18 protein-coding genes are annotated in these 18,265 nt (G+C 70.2%); 14 read left to right on the top strand and 4 right to left on the bottom strand.

Annotated elements, in window-relative coordinates:
* Window positions 1–74: 74 nt before the first annotated feature.
* The 3 genes from ATL45_RS08855 to ATL45_RS08845 all read left to right on the top strand — a co-directional run bounded on the left by ATL45_RS08855 (window position 75) and on the right by ATL45_RS08845 (window position 2,384).
* On the top strand, window positions 75–869 hold the full coding sequence (locus tag ATL45_RS08855) for a lytic transglycosylase domain-containing protein (RefSeq protein WP_093155741.1): 795 nt from the start codon (window positions 75–77) through the stop codon (window positions 867–869).
* Window positions 870–1,168: 299 nt separating this feature from the next.
* A complete protein-coding gene (locus ATL45_RS08850; protein WP_246025236.1) occupies window positions 1,169–1,996 on the top strand; it encodes a lytic transglycosylase domain-containing protein in 828 nt (275 codons plus the stop codon).
* A gap of 19 nt (window positions 1,997–2,015) precedes the next feature.
* The gene (locus ATL45_RS08845; RefSeq protein WP_093155739.1) at window positions 2,016–2,384 is read left to right on the top strand and encodes a VOC family protein; all 369 of its coding nucleotides are present in this window, start codon (window positions 2,016–2,018) and stop codon (window positions 2,382–2,384) included.
* Window positions 2,385–2,388: 4 nt separating this feature from the next.
* Here the strand turns inward: ATL45_RS08845 and ATL45_RS08840 are convergent, their stop codons facing one another.
* A complete protein-coding gene (locus ATL45_RS08840) occupies window positions 2,389–2,766 on the bottom strand; it encodes a tetratricopeptide repeat protein (protein WP_093155738.1) in 378 nt (125 codons plus the stop codon).
* Between the two features lie 472 nt (window positions 2,767–3,238).
* Between ATL45_RS08840 and eno the strand changes: the two genes are divergently transcribed.
* Genes eno through ATL45_RS08825 form a run of 3 tightly spaced genes read left to right on the top strand, consistent with a single transcriptional unit; the run spans window position 3,239 to window position 5,571 of the window.
* A complete protein-coding gene (gene eno / locus ATL45_RS08835) occupies window positions 3,239–4,525 on the top strand; it encodes a phosphopyruvate hydratase (RefSeq protein WP_093155736.1) in 1,287 nt (428 codons plus the stop codon).
* A 3-nt stretch (window positions 4,526–4,528) separates the two neighbouring features.
* Window positions 4,529–5,068 (top strand): FtsB family cell division protein, encoded by a 540-nt coding sequence (locus ATL45_RS08830; RefSeq protein WP_093155735.1) that lies wholly within the window; start codon window positions 4,529–4,531, stop codon window positions 5,066–5,068.
* Between the two features lie 2 nt (window positions 5,069–5,070).
* Window positions 5,071–5,571 (top strand): DUF501 domain-containing protein, encoded by a 501-nt coding sequence (locus ATL45_RS08825; protein ID WP_246025807.1) that lies wholly within the window; start codon window positions 5,071–5,073, stop codon window positions 5,569–5,571.
* A 399-nt stretch (window positions 5,572–5,970) separates the two neighbouring features.
* On the opposite strand, the gene ATL45_RS08820 is transcribed toward ATL45_RS08825, so the two are convergent.
* Window positions 5,971–7,584: an acyl-CoA dehydrogenase family protein gene (locus ATL45_RS08820; protein WP_439332442.1), complete on the bottom strand. Its 1,614-nt coding sequence runs from the start codon at window positions 7,582–7,584 to the stop codon at window positions 5,971–5,973.
* Window positions 7,585–7,876: 292 nt separating this feature from the next.
* Here ATL45_RS08820 and ATL45_RS39965 point away from each other — a divergent pair, with 292 nt between their 5' ends.
* The 7 genes from ATL45_RS39965 (at window position 7,877) to ATL45_RS08785 (ending at window position 16,338) form a co-directional block, all read left to right on the top strand.
* A complete protein-coding gene (locus ATL45_RS39965; RefSeq protein ID WP_093155994.1) occupies window positions 7,877–9,523 on the top strand; it encodes a lytic transglycosylase domain-containing protein in 1,647 nt (548 codons plus the stop codon).
* Window positions 9,524–9,603: 80 nt separating this feature from the next.
* The gene (locus tag ATL45_RS08810; protein ID WP_093155733.1) at window positions 9,604–10,557 is read left to right on the top strand and encodes a Ppx/GppA phosphatase family protein; all 954 of its coding nucleotides are present in this window, start codon (window positions 9,604–9,606) and stop codon (window positions 10,555–10,557) included.
* Window positions 10,558–10,763: 206 nt separating this feature from the next.
* On the top strand, window positions 10,764–12,380 hold the full coding sequence (locus tag ATL45_RS08805; RefSeq protein ID WP_121505315.1) for a peptide ABC transporter substrate-binding protein: 1,617 nt from the start codon (window positions 10,764–10,766) through the stop codon (window positions 12,378–12,380).
* Window positions 12,381–12,448: 68 nt separating this feature from the next.
* Complete coding sequence (locus tag ATL45_RS08800; protein WP_093152630.1) at window positions 12,449–13,375, top strand: ABC transporter permease; 927 nt, start codon at window positions 12,449–12,451, stop codon at window positions 13,373–13,375.
* A complete protein-coding gene (locus ATL45_RS08795; protein WP_093152632.1) occupies window positions 13,368–14,324 on the top strand; it encodes an ABC transporter permease in 957 nt (318 codons plus the stop codon). The genes ATL45_RS08800 and ATL45_RS08795 overlap by 8 nt, the downstream gene beginning before the upstream one ends.
* A gap of 9 nt (window positions 14,325–14,333) precedes the next feature.
* Window positions 14,334–15,344 (top strand): ABC transporter ATP-binding protein, encoded by a 1,011-nt coding sequence (locus ATL45_RS08790; protein ID WP_093152634.1) that lies wholly within the window; start codon window positions 14,334–14,336, stop codon window positions 15,342–15,344.
* Entirely contained in the window at window positions 15,337–16,338 is a 1,002-nt protein-coding gene (locus tag ATL45_RS08785; RefSeq protein ID WP_093152637.1) for an ABC transporter ATP-binding protein, read from the top strand. The genes ATL45_RS08790 and ATL45_RS08785 overlap by 8 nt, the downstream gene beginning before the upstream one ends.
* Window positions 16,339–16,408: 70 nt before the next feature.
* Here the strand turns inward: ATL45_RS08785 and ATL45_RS08780 are convergent, their stop codons facing one another.
* Window positions 16,409–16,978 carry a TetR/AcrR family transcriptional regulator gene (locus ATL45_RS08780; RefSeq protein WP_093152639.1) on the bottom strand — a complete coding sequence of 190 codons (570 nt, stop codon included), beginning with the start codon at window positions 16,976–16,978 and terminating at the stop codon, window positions 16,409–16,411.
* 108 nt (window positions 16,979–17,086) lie between these two features.
* Here ATL45_RS08780 and ATL45_RS08775 point away from each other — a divergent pair, with 108 nt between their 5' ends.
* Window positions 17,087–17,971, top strand: coding sequence for an NmrA/HSCARG family protein (locus ATL45_RS08775; protein ID WP_093152641.1), 885 nt, complete (start codon window positions 17,087–17,089; stop codon window positions 17,969–17,971).
* Between the two features lie 63 nt (window positions 17,972–18,034).
* Here the strand turns inward: ATL45_RS08775 and ATL45_RS08770 are convergent, their stop codons facing one another.
* Window positions 18,035–18,259 (bottom strand): helix-turn-helix transcriptional regulator, encoded by a 225-nt coding sequence (locus ATL45_RS08770; protein ID WP_093152645.1) that lies wholly within the window; start codon window positions 18,257–18,259, stop codon window positions 18,035–18,037.
* Between the last annotated feature and the right edge of the window lie 6 nt (window positions 18,260–18,265).

Below are 18,265 nucleotides of genomic sequence, written 5' to 3'. Positions count from 1 at the left end.
CGATATATCCACAGGTGGGCGGTCTGCTGGCTCCGACGCCCTGAAGTGTCCGGGTGCGCGAGGGAGGAACTTTGGTGTCGCGTCGGCTCTGGTTGCTGTTATGCCCTGCGCTCACCCTGGTGGCGTCGTGCGCGCCGCCGGCCTCCCCGCGTGCGGTGGAGCAGGCGCCCTTCGCCCCGCCCTCGGCGACCGCCCCGCCGGATCCCGGCATCGCCCCGCCGGACGTGCAGCTGCTCGCCCCGGGCGGCCCGCCGCTGCCCCCGTCGCAACGCCCGCAGGGCCAGCTCACCGACTGGTCCGAGTCGCTGGCCGACGAGCTCAACATCCCGCGCGCCGCGCTGCAGGCCTACGGCTACGCGCAGCGCTCCATCGAGGAGAGCCTCCCGGAGTGCGGGCTCAGCTGGACGGTGCTGGCCGGGATCGGCTCGGTCGAATCGAGCCACGGCAGGCACGGCGGAGCCCGGCTGGACCTGACCGGGCGCCCGAGCAAGCCGATCATCGGGCTGCCGCTGGACGGCGGCGAAGGCGTGAAGCGGATCCCGGACACCGACGGCGGTGAGCTCGACGGCGACGTGGAGTGGGACCGGGCGGTCGGCCCGCTGCAGTTCATCCCCACCACCTGGGCGAAGTGGCAGGTCGACGCGGATGGCGACGGCGTGGCCGACCCGCAGGACATCGACGACGCGGCGCTGGCCGCGGGCCGCTACCTGTGCAGCGCGGGCGGCGGCGACCTCCGCGACGTGGACGTGTTCTGGAAGGCCCTGCTGACCTACAACCAGAGCCGCAGCTACGGCCAGGAAGTCCTGGACTGGGCGGACCACTACGGCAGATCAAGCCACCAGGTCCCAGTCGTCGCCAGCGGTCGGTGAGTCTGTTCCAGACTCGTTTTGCGCGCCGGTGCGGGTGGCGGAACCTCAGACACCGCCTGGACTGCGGGATCTCGTTCTGATGTATGTCCGATACACGGCGAACGGGCTGTCCTCGCCAGGCGACGTCTGAGAACCCGCGGCGGTGCGGGTTGCGGGGGTGGGCCATGCGCCTGCGGCGCATGCGAAAACTGCTGATCGGTGCCAGCTGTGCGTCGCGCCTGCGGTCGCCGACCAGGGTTGAGAACCGGGCCTCGTTCGGAGGCTGGATCCCCGGGCCTACCGTTGAGTAGCCTGACCGGGTGATCAGGACCACTTCCGGCGTGTTCGCCGCCATCGGACGGTTGGCCACCGCGCTCGGGTTGCTCGCCGCGATGGTCATTGGGGTCGGCCTGATCAACATCCTCGGCGCGCCCCCGTCGGCGCCCTGGGCCGGGCCGCCGCTGGAGCGCGAACCCGAACCCGCGCCGGTGCAGCCGGGTTCGACCGCGCCGCCGGTGGAGGAGCCGCTGCAGGAGGGCATCCCGGGCGTGGACCCGGGGCAGCTCGAACCGGGCGCGGACCCGGTGCGCGAGTGGGCCGACGAGATCGCGACGGTGGTCGACATCCCGGCGCGCGCGATCGTCGCCTACGTCAACGCCGACCTGGCGATGCGCCAGCACCAGCCCGGCTGCCGGATCTCCTGGGCGACGCTGGCGGGCATCGGGCGCGTGGAGTCCAACCACGGCCGCTTCGCCGGGCGGCTCCTGCGCGAGGACGGCCGTCCGTCCAGCCCGATCATCGGCGTGCCGCTCAACGGCGGGCCCGGGATCCGCGAGATCCTGGACACCGACGGCGGCAGGCTCGACGGCGACCCGGTGCACGACCGGGCGGTCGGGCCGATGCAGTTCATCCCGTCGACCTGGCGCCGGTGGGCCACCGACGGCAACGGCGACGGGATCGGCGACCCGCAGAACATCGACGACGCCGCGGCATCCGCCGCCCGCTACCTCTGCGCGGGCGGCCGCGACATGACCACCGGCGGCGGCTGGTGGGCCGGGGTGATGTCCTACAACAACTCGGTGGAGTACGCCCAGAAGGTGTTCGCCCTGGCCGAGTCCTACGCCGAAGCGGGCAACCGGCGCCGCTGACCGGACCTACGATCGGTGCGTGCTGAATCTCGGAACGATCGTGCTGGGAGCCTCCGACGTCCGCCGGGCCGCGGCCTTCTGGGGACGGGCCCTCGACTACGTGCCCCGTGAGGAAGTGCAGGACGACTGGACGGTCCTGGTGCCGGCGGACGGGATCGGGCCGGGGCTGGCGCTCGGGCTCAGCGAGTCACCGGTGCAGGAGCACCCGCGCGTCCACCTGGACCTCTACGCCCCCGATGCCGAGGAGCAGGCCGCCGAGGTGGCGCGGCTGGTCGAGCTCGGGGCCGAGCGCGTCGAGTGGGACAGCTACCCGGACGACCCCGACTTCGTCGTTCTCGCCGACACCGAGGGCAACCGGTTCTGCGTCATCGACAAGAGCCGCGGCTGAGCGGTCACATGTCGCGGGTGGCGATGTGCGCGTTGATCTCGCCGAGGGCTTCCTGGTAGGCCGGGGACGGGCACATCATCGCGGCCAGCCGGATCTGCGCGCGGGCCTCGTTGAGGCGCCCCTGGCGCTGCAGCGTCCGGCCCAGGACCAGGCGCGCGTAGTGGTCGGACGGGTCGAACTCCAGGACCCGCAGGAAGGCGCGCTCCGCCCGGAGCAGCTGGGCGGAGAAGAAGTACGCGCGACCGAGGAGCAGCTGGACGCTCGGCTTGTCGGCGTCGACGTCGAGCACCGGTTGGATGACGCGGAGGGCTTCGAGCGGGCGTCGCTGCGTCAGCAGTTCCTCCGCCCGGCGGAACGCTTCGACGGTGCCTTCGGTCGTCATGGCGGGCACAACGTTACGTCCCGATCCGGTGTTCCGAGACCTCCGTACGGATGGTCTTCGAAAGCCTGTTGGCGGTTGCGTTGCTGGGGTGGTCGGTTAGCGGAACCTGAGTGCTTCCCTGGACTGCGGGTGCCCCTCCTGATGTATGACCGATACACGGCGGAGGGGCCGTCCTCGCCAGGAAAGCACTCAGAACCCGCCGGTGGCCGACCTGCGTGCGTGCTCGAAGCGGCTGACGCCGCTTGCACAGGCGCGGACGGCTTCGCCGGCAGTGCTCTTCGGGGAGAACGGCAGCCGAACGGCGGGTGTCGGAACGGGGAGCTCGATCACGAGGCGTGCGAGCCTCCGGCGGCCGTGCTACCGGCCCGGTTAGGCTCGTAGGCGGTCGTCGGGCGCTCGGCCGGTTCGCCGTGCCCGGGAACGCCGGGGCGGCCCGCTTCGTCCATAGTTCAAAGGCTGGTTAGGAGCACACGTGGCGATCATCGAGCAGGTCGGTGCCCGCGAGATCCTGGACTCCCGCGGTAACCCCACCGTCGAGGTCGAGGTGGCATTGGAGGACGGCACGCTCAGCCGCGCCGCGGTCCCGTCCGGCGCTTCGACCGGCGAGCACGAGGCCGTCGAGCTGCGCGACGGCGACGCAGGCCGCTACGGCGGCAAGGGCGTGGAGAACGCGGTCGCGGCGGTGCTGGACGAGATCGGGCCGGAACTGGTCGGGTTGGACGCCACCGAGCAGCGCGTCGTCGACCAGCGGCTGGTCGACCTGGACGGCACGCCGGACAAGTCCCGGCTGGGTGCCAACGCGATCCTGGGCGTCTCGCTGGCGACGGCCAAGGCCGCCGCCGAGACCTCCGGGCTGGAGCTGTTCCGCTACGTCGGCGGGCCGAACGCGCACGTGCTGCCGGTGCCGATGATGAACATCCTCAACGGTGGTGCGCACGCCGACACCGGCGTCGACATCCAGGAGTTCATGATCGCGCCGATCGGTGCGGACACCTTCTCGGAGGCGCTGCGCTGGGGCGCGGAGACCTACCACGCGCTGAAGTCGGTGCTCAAGGCCAAGGGCCTGGCCACCGGGCTGGGCGACGAGGGCGGCTTCGCCCCCGACCTGCCGAACAACCGCGAGGCGCTGGACCTGATCGCCACCGCGGTGGAGAAGGCCGGCTACAAGCTGGGCCGCGACATCGTGCTGGCGCTGGACGTCGCCGCCACCGAGTTCCACTCGGAGGGCGCCTACAACTTCGAGGGCTCCAAGCGCTCCGCGGACCAGATGGCGGAGTACTACCAGGAGCTGATCGGCGCCTACCCGCTGGTCTCCATCGAGGACCCGCTGTCCGAGGACGACTGGGACGGCTGGGTCAGCCTGACCGAGCAGGTCGGCGACAAGGTGCAGCTGGTCGGCGACGACCTGTTCGTCACCAACCCGGAGCGCCTGGACGACGGCATCGCGCGGGGCGCGGCCAACGCGCTGCTGGTCAAGGTCAACCAGATCGGCACCCTGTCGGAGACCCTGGACGCGGTCGCCCTGGCGACCTCGTGCGGCTACAAGAGCATGATGAGCCACCGCTCCGGCGAGACCGAGGACACCACGATCGCCGACCTGGCGGTGGCCACCGGCTGCGGCCAGATCAAGACCGGTGCCCCCGCCCGCAGCGAGCGGGTCGCCAAGTACAACCAGCTGCTGCGCATCGAGGAAGCCCTCGGCGACGCGGCCCGGTACGCGGGCGAGCTGGCCTTCCCGCGGTTCACCCCGGAGAGCTGAGCCATGCCGGTCGGGCGCGCATCGGATCCGCGGCGGCGCAGCCAGGGGGAGACCCCGGCGCAGCGCCGGGCCGAGCGCGCCCGCCGGAACGCCACCGGCGGCAAGAGCTCGGGCAAGCGGCCGGGACGGCAGTCGTCGTCCCGGCCCCGCCCGAGGTCGAGCACCGGTGGTGCGTTCAAGCTCTCCTCGACGCGGCGGGCAGCCGGCCTGGCCATGCTGTTCTGCGTGATGGCGCTGAGCGTTTCGGTGCCGTTGCGCACCTACCTGAGCCAGCGCGCCGAGCTGAGCACGCAGGAGCAGCAGCGCGCCGAACTGACGCAGCAGGTCAGCGATCTGGAGAAGCGCAAGGAAGAGCTCTCGGACCCGGCGCAGCTGGAGGCCGAGGCGCGGGCCAGGCTCGGCTACGTCCGGCCCGGCGAGACGCCCTACATCGTGCAGGTGCCCACCGAACCGCCCCCGCCGCCGCCTCCCGCGGAGTCCGCCGACGACGGCCTGCCGTGGTACGAAGAGCTCTGGAATTCGGTCACTGGGAAGGAATCTTGACGTTGAACTCGGGTGCGCCGGCGATCAGCGACGCCGACCGGGAATGCATCCGCAGGCAGCTCGGCCGCCCGCCGCGCGGCCTGCACGCGATCGCGGCCCGCGACGCGGCCGGTGAGCCGACGGTGGTGCAGACCTGGCCGCGGCTGGAGGACGGCACCCCCTTCCCGACGCTGTACTACTTGACCGCGCCGCAGCTGGTCTCGCACGCCTCGACCTTCGAGGCGGAAGGCCTGATGCGGGAGATGCAGGACCGGCTGGCCGACGACGCGGAGCTGGCCGAGCGCTACCAGCGGGCGCACGACTCCTACCTGGCGGAGCGCAACGCGCTGGAGTCCCTCGGCACCGAGGTCAGCGCGGGCGGCATGCCGGACCGCGTCAAGTGCCTCCACGTGCACATCGCCCACGCCCTGGCCAAGGGCCCCGGGGTGAACCCGTTCGGCGACGAGGCGCTGGACCTGATCGCCGAGCGCTGGCCGGAGCACCGCTACCTCCTGAACCGCTGACCCGGGGCTCGCGGCTCGTTTCGCGCGTCGCTCCGAGCAGCGGGGATCGGCATATGCGCCTGCGGCGCATGCGAGGGGTTCCGCGGCCCGACCACGTCGACCGTCGCGGCTGCGGTCTCGACATTGATGCAATTTCAATGGAAATCAGACGTCTGATTTCCATTGAAATTGCGTAGATCGCGACGCACCACCGGCGTGTCGGGTGCCCGACACGCCGACGGGGCGCAAGTTCCATTGAAATCGCACGTCTGATTTCCATTGAAATTGCATCCAGCACCGGGCGTCCGGCACTGAGCGTGCGGCACCGGGCGTCCGGCACTGAGCGTCGAGCACCGAGCGTGCGGCACCGGGCGCCCGGTACCGAGCGTCCAGCTCTGAGCGTCGAGCACCGGGTTTGCGTCAGCGGGTTGGGGCGATGCGGTTGACGAGGGCTCGGGCGCCGGGGATCGGGGTTGCGCCGAAGGTTCGGGCCGCCGGGCCGAGGCGGGTTGCCGCGAAGGCCTCCGCGACGTTGGTCGGGGCGCAGCGCAGGAGCAGTGAGGCCTGGAAGGTCAGGGCCAGGAGTTCTGCCAGGGCTCGGGCGCGTTCCGGGGCCGGGGCGTCGAGATCGGCGCGGAGCCGGTGCAGGGCCGCGTCGTAGTGCGAGTTCGCGCCTGCCGCCGCTTCCAGCTCGGCGTCGATCGCGTCCCTTGTGGACGGTTGTTTCGCCAGGGCGCGCAGCAGGTCCAGGGCGGTGACGTTGCCCGAGCCCTCCCAGATCGACATCAGCGGCGCCTCCCGGTACAGGCGGGGCATGCCGGACTCCTCGACGTAACCGTTGCCGCCCAGGCACTCCAGCGCTTCGGCGACCACCGCGGGAGCGCGCTTGCAGACGTAGAACTTCGCCGCCGGCAGCGCCAGGCGCAGCAGATCGTGCTCGCCCTGCTCCACCGCCGCGGCCAGGCGCATCGCCAGCGTCGTCGCCGCTTCGGACTCCAGCGCCAGATCGGCCAGCACGTTCTGCATCAGCGGGAGGTCGACCAGGCGCTCGCCGAAAGCGCTGCGGTGCTGCACGTGGTGGGCCGCTTCGGACAGCGCGACGCGGATGTTGGCCGCCGAACCCAGCACGCAGTCCATCCTGGTCATCGACACCATCTCGATGATGCAGCGGACGCCCCGGCCCTCCTCGCCGATCAGGTGGCCGATCGCGCCGGTGTACTCCAGCTCGGCCGAGGCGTTGGACTTGTTGCCCAGCTTGTCCTTGAGCCGCTGCAACCGGATCTCGTTGCGGCTGCCGTCCGGCAGCACCCGCGGCACCAGGAAGCAGCTCAGCCCGCCGGGCGCCTGGGCCAGCGTCAGGAACAGGTCGTTCATCGGCGCCGAGGTGAACCACTTGTGCCCGACCAGGCGGTAGGTGCCGTCGGCGAGCGGCTCGGCGGTCGTGGAGTTGGCCCGCACGTCCGAGCCGCCCTGCTTCTCGGTCATCGACATCCCCGCCAGCAGCGCGGTCTTCTCCACGGGCGGCCGCAGACCGAAGTCGTACTCCGTCGCGGCGAGCTTCGGCACGAACTCGGCGGCCAGCTCGGGGTTGTAGCGCAGCGCGGGCACCGCCGAGTAGGTCATCGAGATCGGACAGCTGTGCCCCGGCTCGACCTGCGACCACAGGTAGAAGCCCGCCGCGCGGCGCAGGTGCGCGCCGGGCCCGCGCGTCCACGGCGCGGCGTGCAGCCCGTGCTCGATGGCGCGCGACATCAGCCAGTGCCAGGACGGGTGGAACTCGACCTCGTCGATCCGGTTGCCGTAGCGGTCGTGGGTGCGCAGCTGCGGCGGGTTCTCGTTGGCCAGGCGGCCGTGCTCGCGGGCCTCCGCCGAGCCGGCCTCCCTGGCCAGCGCGGTGAGGTCCCCGACGGCGTAGCGGGTGAGCGCCGAGCCGAGCGCCGGATCGCAGGCCAGCGGATCGAATCCGGACAGCGGCGGTGGCTGGTTGGCCACCTGGTGAGTGCCGAACACGCGGGGCTCGTCGGTGAGCGTCATGTCCGGAGCGTAGGCAGATCGCGCCCGCCGAACGGGAAATCGGTGGATCGCACCGCCCGGACGGAGCAGTCGGAGCCGCGCCAGCCCCTCGCCCGTCCACCGCCCCCGAGGTGGCGCTACGCGCCGCAGTCCTGTTCGAGCATTCGGCCAGTCGTCCGGGTGACCTCTCGGCCCGCCATCCGGCGATCGTCCACCTGGTGGTGTATCCAGGAGGCCATTCGTTTTTCGGGGTTGGCGGTCCACGTCGGGGGATGGACTAGTGACGGCTCGCAGCAAGCGCCATGGCAAGCACATGTGGAAAACGGCTCCGCTGTTCGGCGGAAGGGCCAGGCAACGGGCGCGGAGGTGGGTCGCGGTCACCGCGCTGACTCCTGCGCTGCTGCTCCCGGTGACGCTGGTCGGAGCGTCGAGCTCCTTCCTCGCGGCGCCGCAGGTACCGCCGGGCCAGCGGTCCGATCCGCGCGAGCTGGGCGTGACCGGCCACCTGCCGCAGGCGCAGCAACCCGGCCCCGACCTGCTCGGGCAGGCGGGTGATCCGCGCGAGCTGGCCGGTGGCGCCGAACGCCCGATCGACCTGCCCACCGGCCCGCTCGGCATCCCGGCGACCGTGCTGGCCGCCTACCACCAGGCCGCGGAGGCGGCGAACCGGCGCAGTCCGGGCTGCGGGCTGCACTGGTCGGTGCTGGCGTCGATCGGCCGCATCGAATCGGGCCACGCCCGCTCCGGCAGCGTCGACCTGCTGGGCACCACGGTGCGCGCCATCCTCGGCCCGCGGTTGTCCGGCGGCCCCGGGATCGCGGCGATCCAGGACACCGACGGCGGCGCGCTCGACGGCGACCCGGTGTGGGACCGCGCGGTCGGGCCGATGCAGTTCATCCCGTCGACCTGGCGGAAGTTCGCGGTGGACGGCAACGCCGACGGTGCCGCCAGCCCGCACAACGTGCACGACGCGACCGCCGCCGCGGGGCAGTACCTCTGCAGCGGCGGCGGCGATCTGCGCGCGCCGAGCGGGCTGGCGTCGGCGGTGTTCCGCTACAACCACTCCGAGAGCTACGTGCGCACGGTGCTGATCTGGGCGGCGGCTTACGCGAACGGCGTGACGCCGACGCCGTCGGAGCTGGCGCCGGAGGTCGACGACGTGCTCGCCGGCGAGCGCCTGCCCGACGGCCCGGCCGTGCTGGCCATGCCCGCCGAACCCGCCGCCGCGCCACCGGCGCCGTCGTCCGAGCCGCCTGCGCCGTCCAGCGCGCCGCCGACGCCGTCCGGGGAAGTGCCCTCGCAGCCCGGTGCGCCGGTGGCGCAGGCCGGTGAGATCAGCGTGGCGCCGCCGACGATCCCGGAGCCGACACCGCCGAACCTGACCCCGTCGCCGTCCGCACCACCGCCCACCGGCACCTCCGCACCGCAGCCGACCACGCCCGGCACTCGGCCGCCCGCGAGCACTCCTCCTCCGGCGACCACGCCCGGCGCTCCGCCGCCCGCGAGCACTGCTCCGCCGGCGACCGAGCTCGGCGCTCCGCAGTCCTCCGGCACCGGTGCTCCGCCGGAGCCGGGAACCCCGCCGCCCGCGACCGAGCCCGGCGCTCCGCAGTCCGATGCGAAACCGGTACCTCCGCCCACCGCGCCTCCGGCGCCGGAAACCGCCCCGACGACCCCCGGCGCGCCGCCGTCCGACGTCGCGCCGCCACCACCGTCCGTGACCGAGCCGTTGCCCGAAACGGGCGACCCCGCTCCGCCGCCCGTCGAGTCGTTGGGCGCCTGCGATCCGGCCGTGCTGGGCCGCGGCGAGTTCGTCGCCGAGCTGCCCGCGCCGGGCACCTCGATCGCGCCCGGGACCACCGACCCGGCCACCCTGGTGCCGGGCCAGGAGGTCTACGTGCAGCACGGACCGGGAGCCTTCGCGACCTGCACAACGGGAATTCCCACACCGCCGCAGTGAGCTCCGCAGGGCTTGCCGGGACCGGTGGAGCCGGCAAGTAGCGTGGACATCAGGGCTGCGCGAAGCGGAGGAGGGCTCGGATGTCACGGGTTGCGGCGATCGACTGCGGGACGAACTCGATCCGGCTGCTGGTAGCCGATGTGACGGTGCACGACGACGGTCGGCGCGATCTGCGCGACGTGTACCGCGGGATGCGGATCGTCCGCCTCGGCCAGGGCGTGGACGCGACCGGGCGGCTCGCCGACGAGGCGCTGGAGCGGACCCGGGCGGCGCTGGCCGACTACGCCGCGATCGCCGTCCGCAAGGGCGTCGAGCGGATCCGCATGGTGGCGACCTCGGCGACCCGGGACGCGGCCAACCGCGACGACTTCTTCACCATGGTGCGCGAAACGCTCGGCGTCGATGCCGAGGTGATCAGCGGTGATGAGGAGGCCCGGCTGTCGTTCACCGGCGCGGTCGGCGACCTCGACCCGCTGGACGGCCCGTTCGTGGTCACCGACGTCGGCGGCGGATCCACCGAGGTCGTGGTCGGCACCTGGGACGGCGTGCGCGCCGACATCGCGGCCGCGCACTCGGCCGACGTCGGCTGCGTGCGGCTGACCGAGCGCTGCCTGCACACCGATCCGCCCACCGACGAGGAGGTGCGGGAGGCGGAGAAGGTGGCCCGGCAGGTGCTCGACGAGGCGTTCGCCGCGGTGGACTGCTCGGGCGCGAAGACCTGGGTCGGGGTCGCCGGAACTGCGACCACGTTGTCCGCGATCGCGCAGGACCTACCGGAATACGATCCGGCGGCAATTCATCTTTCCCGTATTTCCCAGAGCCGGGTCGAACGAATCACCGAAGATCTGCTCGGCATGTCGCACGATGAACGCTCCGCAATCGGTTCGATGCATCCGGGAAGGGTGGACGTCATCGGTGGCGGTGCGCTGGTGATCAAGGTTCTCGCGGAGGAATTGGCGGAGCGCGCCGGGATCACCGGGGTTACTGTCAGTGAGCACGACATCCTTGACGGTATAGCCCTGTCTATCAGCTAGTTCTCACCATGTGGAAGTCATATTCCATCTTTTGGGTGACAACTGGTCTGAATCGAATCAGAAAGTGACGGATTTGTGACAGCGCACCGGCGTGATCTGGTTCTCCCTTATGTTTACGCTCGTCTGACGCGGCGGTGAATGATCCGCTGCGCGTGATGCCCTGGGAATGAACCTCCGGGGAGCGCGTGGAAACAGGAGGACGCTAAATGCGGAAACGACGCTTGGTCGCCTGGGTCGCGGCCCCACTGGCAGTGGGGTTGTTCGCCAGCGCCTGCGGCGGTGGCGGCGGTGCGGAAGCCGGCGACGGCATCGTCTCGGTGAACCACACCGAGCCTGAGAACCCGCTGGTGCCGAGCAACACCACCGAGACCGGTGGTGGCAACGTGCTGAAGGCGATGTTCACCGGCCTGGTCGACTACGACGAGAAGACCACCGAGCCGTACAACGCGGTCGCCGAGTCGATCGACACGACCGACAACAAGGTCTTCAAGATCAAGCTCAAGCCGGGCTGGACCTTCCACGACGGCACGCCGGTCACGTCGAACAGCTTCGTGAAGGCCTGGAACTACGCCGCTTACGGCCCGAACGGCCAGTCGGCCACGTCCTTCTTCGAGCACATCCAGGGCTACAAGGACGTCAACCCGGGTGGGGAAGACGGCGAAGGGCCGCCTCCCACCACCAAGGAGATGTCCGGCCTGAAGGTCGTCGACGAGCTGAACTTCGAGGTCACGCTCGACGCGCCGTTCGCCACCTTCCCGGTGATGCTCGGCTACACCGCGTTCTCCCCGCTCCCCGAGAGCTTCTACGCCGACCCGAAGGCGTTCGAGGAGAAGCCGGTCGGCAACGGTCCGTTCAAGTGGGACTCCCGTCAGCCGAACGCCTTCATCAAGCTGGTCAAGTACGACCAGTACGCGGGCAAGAACAAGCCGCAGATCAACGGCATCGAGTTCCGCATCTACAACGAGCTGGAGACCGCCTACCAGGACCTGGTCTCGGGCAACCTCGACTTCGTCGACCAGCTGCCGCCGTCGGCGATGGTCGGTGACAAGTGGAAGACCGACCTGCAGGAGCGCGGCGAGTCCAAGCCGATCCTGAGCAACAACGCGCTGCAGGTTCCGCTGTACGACCCGAAGTACCAGGACCCGAAGGTGCGGCAGGCCCTCTCGATGGCCATCGACCGCAAGCAGATCACCTCGACGGTCTTCCAGAACACCTACGAGCCGGCCACCGGCTGGGTCGTCGCCGACGCCATCCCGGGTTACCAGCCCGGCGGCTGCGGTGAGTTCTGCGAGTTCAACCCGGAGAAGGCCAAGCAGCTTCTGACCGAGGCCAACTTCCAGGGCCCGATCACCATCACCTCGAACTCCGACGGTGGTCACAAGGAGTGGATCGAGGCGATCTGTGGCCAGTTCAAGAACAACCTGGGCGTGGACTGCGTCTTCAACCCGGTGCCGACGTTCTCCGAGTTCCTGAAGATGCACAAGGAGAACGCCCACAACGGGCCGTTCCGCTTCGGTTGGCTGGGTGACTACCCGGCGGCGGAGACCTTCCTGGGCAAGGTCTACCGCACCGGTGCGTCGTCGAACTACATGCGCTACGACAGCCCCGAGTTCAACGAGGCGATGAACCGCGCTGACCAGGCGCCCACCGAGGAAGAGGCCAACAAGCTCTACCTCGAGGCCGAGAAGATCCTGGCCAAGGACATGCCGTCCATCCCGCTTTGGAACCAGAAGGCCTCCGTCGGCTGGTCCGAGCGGCTCGAAGGTGCGACGGTGACCTTTGACCGGAACTTGAACTTCGAGACCGTCAAGCTGAAGTCCTGATCGGGTGAGTCCGGGTCCGGCCCGACCAGTGCGGGCCGGGCCCGACTTGCGTCCTGGAGGAGGTTGACGTGGGACGCTACGTGCTGCGGCGGTTGCTGCAGCTGATCCCGGTGTTCATCGGGACGACGTTCATCATCTACGCCCTGATCTGGGCGCTTCCCGGTGATCCGTTCGCCGGCCGCTGCGGGGACCGGCCGTGCCCGCCCGCCTACATCGCGGAGATGACCGAGAAGTACAACCTGAACGACCCGGTGATCGTTCAGTACTTCAAGTACCTGGGGCAGATCCTCACGGGTGACTTCGGAGAGACGTTCGCGGGCATCCCGGTCAACACGCTGGTGGCCGACGCCTACCCGATCACCCTGCGGCTGGCCGTCGTGGCGCTGGCCTTCGCCGCGCTGATCGGTGTCGGCGCGGGCATCCTGACCGGTCTGCGCGGGCGCGGGTTCGCCGACAACCTCGTGCTGGTCTCGACCCTGTTCCTGATCTCGCTGCCGGTGTTCGTCACCGGCTTCATCCTGCAGGTCGTGCTGGGCACCGAGCTGGGCATCATCACGCCGAGCGTGAGCTCCCAGGCCACCTGGGGCGAGCTGATCGTGCCGGGCTTCGTGCTGGGCAGCACGTCGATGGCCTACGTGGCGCGGTTGACCCGCACCAGCCTGATGGAGAACAAGCGCGCCGACTACGTGCGCACCGCGGTGGCCAAGGGCCTGGAGCCGAAGCGGGTCGTCGGCGTGCACCTGCTGCGCAACTCGCTGATCCCGGTGATCACCTTCCTGGGCACCGAGCTCGGTGCGCTCATGGGCGGCGCCATCGTCACCGAGGGCATCTTCAACATCCGGGGCATCGGCGGGCTGGTCTACAAGGCCATCCTCACCAAGGAAGGCACCACGGTCGTCGGCATCGTGACCCTGCTGGTCCTGGTGTACCTGCTGATGAACCTGCTCGTGGACATGCTCTACGCGGTGCTCGACCCGAGGATCCGATATGACTGAATCAAGCGCTGCCAGTCTGACCTCAGAGCCGGCCCCGACCGGGCCGGAGACCGCAGCGGTGCAGCCCGCCAAGAGCCAGAAGCCCCGCGGGCTGTGGGGCGACGCCTGGCGCGACCTGCGCCGTCGGCCGATCTTCCTGGTCTCGATGGCGATCATCTTCGTACTGCTGGTGATGTCCGTCTTCCCGCAGCTGTTCACCTCCGTGGACCCCAACCACATGGACCTGGCCCGGGCGCGGCAGAAGCCGTCGGCGGAGGCCTGGTTCGGGTACGACACGCAGGGCCGCGACATTTACGCCCGTGCCATCTACGGGGCCCGCGCCTCGATCATCGTCGGCGTCATGGCGACCCTGCTGACGGTGGTGATCGGTTCGATCTTCGGCCTGATCGCCGGCTACTTCGGCGGCTGGCTGGACAACCTGCTGTCCCGGTTCGGCGAGATCTTCCTGGGCCTGCCGTTCGTGCTCGGCGCGATCGTCATCCTGACCACGCTGAACCCGGCGACCGAGATCCCCGATGCTTTCAAGATCACTTCGCTGGTGATCCTGTCGATCTCGATCCTGTCCTGGCCGATCTCGATGCGGATCATGCGGTCCGCGGCGATCTCGGCGCGCAACCAGGACTACGTCAAGGCCGCGCGCGCCCTGGGCGCCGGGCCGGTGCGGATCATCCTGCGGCACATGCTGCCGAACTGCCTGGCGCCGGTCCTGGTGTACGCCACGATCGCGCTCGGGTCGTTCATCGCGGTCGAGGCGACGCTGTCGTTCCTCGGCCTGGGGCTGCGGTCCCCGGTGGTGTCCTGGGGCGTCATGATCGCCGACTCGCGCCAGTACATCACGGTCGCACCGCACCTGCTGATCTTCCCGGCGGCGTTCCTGGTGGTCACGGTGCTGGCGTTCGTGATGCTCGGGGACGCCGTGCGCGACGCGCTCGACCCGAAGCAGAAGTAGGAGAATCCCTTGTCTACTGAGGACGAGAAGACCGCGGGAGAACGCCTGCTGGAGGTCGAGGACCTGCACGTGGAGTTCCGCACCCGCGATGGGGTGGCCAAGGTCCTCAACGGCGTCAACTACCACGTCGACGCCGGTGAGACCTTGGCGGTGCTGGGCGAGTCCGGTTCCGGCAAGAGCGTCACCGCGCAGACCGTCATGGGCATCCTCGACATCCCGCCGGGGGCGATCACCGGGGGCGCGATCCGCTACCGCGGTGAGGACCTGCTCAGCGCGACCGACAGCCGTCGGCGCGAGCTGCGCGGCGAGTCGATGGCGATGATCTTCCAGGACGCGCTGTCCGCGCTGAACCCGGTCTACACGGTCGGGTTCCAGATCGCCGAGCAGCTCCGGCTGCGTCGTGGCATGTCCCGCAAGGACGCCATGAAGAAGGCGGTCGAACTGCTGGACCAGGTGAAGATCCCGAACGCCAAGCAGCGCGTGAAGGAGTACCCGCACCAGTTCTCCGGCGGCATGCGGCAGCGCGCCATGATCGCGATGTCGCTGGCCCTGGATCCGGAACTGCTCATCGCCGACGAGCCGACCACCGCGCTGGACGTCACGGTGCAGGCGCAGATCATGGACCTGCTCGACGAGCTGCGCCGCGAGCGCGGCATGGGCCTGATCCTGATCACCCACGACCTGGGCGTGGTCGCCGAGGTCGCGGACCGGATCGTGGTGATGTACGCCGGGCGGATCGTGGAGTCCTCCGACGCGTACTCGCTGTACAAGCAGCCGGGTCACCCCTACACCGAGGGGCTGATGCGGTCGATCCCGCGGCTGGACCTCAAGGGTCAGGAGCTGGAGACGATCAAGGGCCTGCCGCCGAACCTGCTGGCGGCGCCGCCGGGCTGCCCGTTCCACCCGCGCTGCCCGCGCGCCGAGGAGCGCTGCAGCGCGGAGGTCCCGGAGTACCACCAGCTCGGGCTGGGCCGGATCAGCGCCTGCCACTTCGCGGAGGAGATGATGAGCCGTGGCTGAGCCGATCCTCCAGGTGAAGGACCTGGTCAAGCACTTCCCGGTGACGCGGGGCGTGCTGTTCAAGCGGACCATCGGGCAGGTTCGGGCGGTCGACGGCGTGTCGTTCGACCTGCACAAGGGCGAGACGCTCGGCGTGGTCGGCGAGTCCGGCTGCGGCAAGTCGACCCTGGCGCAGGTGCTGATGCGGCTGGAGAAGCCGACCAGCGGCAGCGCGCTGTTCGAGGGCCGCGACATGTTCAAGATGCGCGGCTCCGAGCTGCGCAAGCTGCGCCGCGACCTGCAGATCGTGCTGCAGGACCCGTACACCTCGCTGAACCCGCGGCGCACCGTCGGCGACATCGTCGGCGAGCCCTTCGAGATCCACCCGGAGGTGGCGCCGAAGGGCGAGCGGCGGCGCAAGGTGCAGGAGCTGCTGGAGGTGGTGGGGCTCAACCCCGAGCACATCCAGCGCTACCCGCACCAGTTCTCCGGCGGTCAGCGGCAGCGCATCGGCATCGCGCGGGCGCTGGCGCTCAAGCCGAAGGTGATCGTCTGCGACGAGCCGGTGTCGGCGCTGGACGTCTCCATCCAGGCGCAGGTGATGAACCTGCTCGGAGACCTCCAGAAGGAGTTCGGCCTGTCCTACGTCTTCATCGCCCACGACCTCGGGGTGGTCCGCCACCTGTCGGACCGGGTGGCGGTGATGTACCTGGGCAAGATGGTCGAGATCGGCACGGACGAGCAGATCTACGAGCACCCGCAGCACCCGTACACGCAGGCGCTGCTGTCCTCGGTGCCGGTCCCGGACCCGACCTTGCGCGGCAAGCGCGAGATCATCCGCCTGACCGGTGACGTGCCGAGCCCGGCGAACCCGCCCTCGGGCTGCCGCTTCCGCACCCGCTGCTGGAAGGCCCAGGACCGCTGCGCGGAGGAGGTCCCCCAGCTGGAGGTCCGCCTCGGCGACCACCCCTCGGCCTGCCACTTCGCCGAAGAACGCCCGCACGTGGTCTCCTGACGAGCTCCACGAGAGCCGAAGGGCACCTCCGACCAACTCGGTCAGAGGTGCCCTTCGTTCGTTTGTGGCCTCAGGTGGCGCGGAGCGCGTTAACGACGAGCTCGATCTCCTGAGGCATGCGGTTCTCGGCTGCCGCGCGTCGGTGCATGGTGATGCAGCCGATGATCAGCGAGTGGAGCTCCGCCGGTGTGAGCTCCGGGCGCACCGCGCCGGAGTGCTGCGCCCGTTCGAGTAGGACTCCGAGCGCGATGTCGAAGTCGTGGGCCAGGCAGGTCGCTTCCGCTCGGCTGCCGGTCGATTCCAGCGCGTCGCAGATGTCCTTGTTGAGCGAGGCCTGTTCGACGACCAGGCGGAAGTAGTCGAAGAACGCCTGGCCCGGGTCGTCGGCCTCCGCCTGTTCGCGGGCTCGGTCGACCATGCGCCGGATCCGCTCGGAGACGACCGCGTCGAACAGCGCTTCCTTGGTGGGGAAGTGGCGGTAGACCGTGCCCGGGCCCACGCCGGCGCGGCGGGCGATGTCGTCCAGCGGGACCGCGAGGCCTTCGGCGGCGAACAGCTCTTGGGCTGCGGCGAGCACGCGATCCCGATTGCGCTGGGCGTCCGCGCGCAGTCGTTTCCCCTGGGTGTTCGTGGTCGTCACGCCCTGAGCCTAGCGCGTCCGTGGACAACCGGGGCGCGCGTTCCGTATAGTCCGCGGATGTAAGCGGGGCTACCGTTCCGTTTTTGTTCCGGATTGGCGGAGGAAGCAGTGTCCACAGGAGACAAGACCGTGCTCGTCGTCGGTGCCACCGGTCAGCAGGGCGGCGCCACGGTGGCCCACCTGCTGAAGCGGGGATGGAGCGTGCGCGCCTTCACCCGCAGCGCCGCGAGTGCGGCGGCCCGGAGGCTCGCCGAGGCGGGGGCCGAGGTGGTCGAAGGAGACATGGGCGACCGGGCGGCGCTCGCCGCCGCGATGCGCGGCGTGCGGGGCGTGTTCAGCGTTCAGCCGACCTTCGTCACGCCGGAGCTGACGCCGGACATCAGAGCCGAGGACGAAGTCCGCTGGGGCGAGAACGTCGCCGGCGCCGCGAAGGACGCCGGAGTACGGCACCTCGTCTACGCCTCGGCGTTCAACGCCGAGCGGGCGACCGGCATCCCGACGCTGGAGAACAAGTGGGCGATCGAGCAGCGCATCCGCGAGCTCGGCGTGCCTGCCACGATGCTCCGGCCGGTGTCGTTCATGGAGAACTACCTGGCGATGATGCCGGGGCAGTCGGCCCGCGACGGCGAGCTGGTCAGCGCGGTCCGGGCGGACGTGTCACAACCGCTGATCGCGCTGGAGGACATCGGGGCCTTCGCCGCGCTGGCGTTCGAGGACCCGGACGCCTACACCGGTGAAGCGCTGGAGATCGCCGGTGATTCCCTGACACCGCCGCAGATCGCCGCTGCGCTCTCCCGCGCGGCGGGCCGCGAGTTCCGCCACGTCGAGATGCCGCTGGAACCGCTCCGCGACCAGAACCCGGTGCTGTACCGCGCCTACAAGGCCATGAACGAGCTGGACCTCACCGAGGTGGACATCCCGGCCCTCCGCAAGATCCACCCGGGCCTGCTCACCTTCGAGGACTGGCTCGCGAAGCAGCGCCTCGCGGGGTGATCTCGTGAGGGGTCGTGAGTGCGGAGCCCCGGGTTTCGCACTCACGACCCCGGCTTCACCGCATCAGCTGCCGAGGCGGGGGAAGGGGCGGGTGGAGAAGACCACTTCCACCGGCACTTCGAAGTGCTCCGCGATGCGGAGGGCCAGGTGGAGGCTCGGGCTGTACTCGCCCCTCTCCAGGTAGCCCACCGTCTGGTAGTGCACGCCGAGGGCCTCGGCCAGTTCGCGGCGGGAGGTACCGCGTTCCGCGCGCAGCATCGCGATGCGGTTGTAGATCGTTTCGCTCATGTTCCT

The organism is Saccharopolyspora antimicrobica (assembly GCF_003635025.1).
Classification (GTDB): domain Bacteria; phylum Actinomycetota; class Actinomycetes; order Mycobacteriales; family Pseudonocardiaceae; genus Saccharopolyspora; species Saccharopolyspora antimicrobica.
Note: the sequence above shows the minus strand (reverse complement) of the source record. Positions and strands in the feature narration are given on the sequence as shown.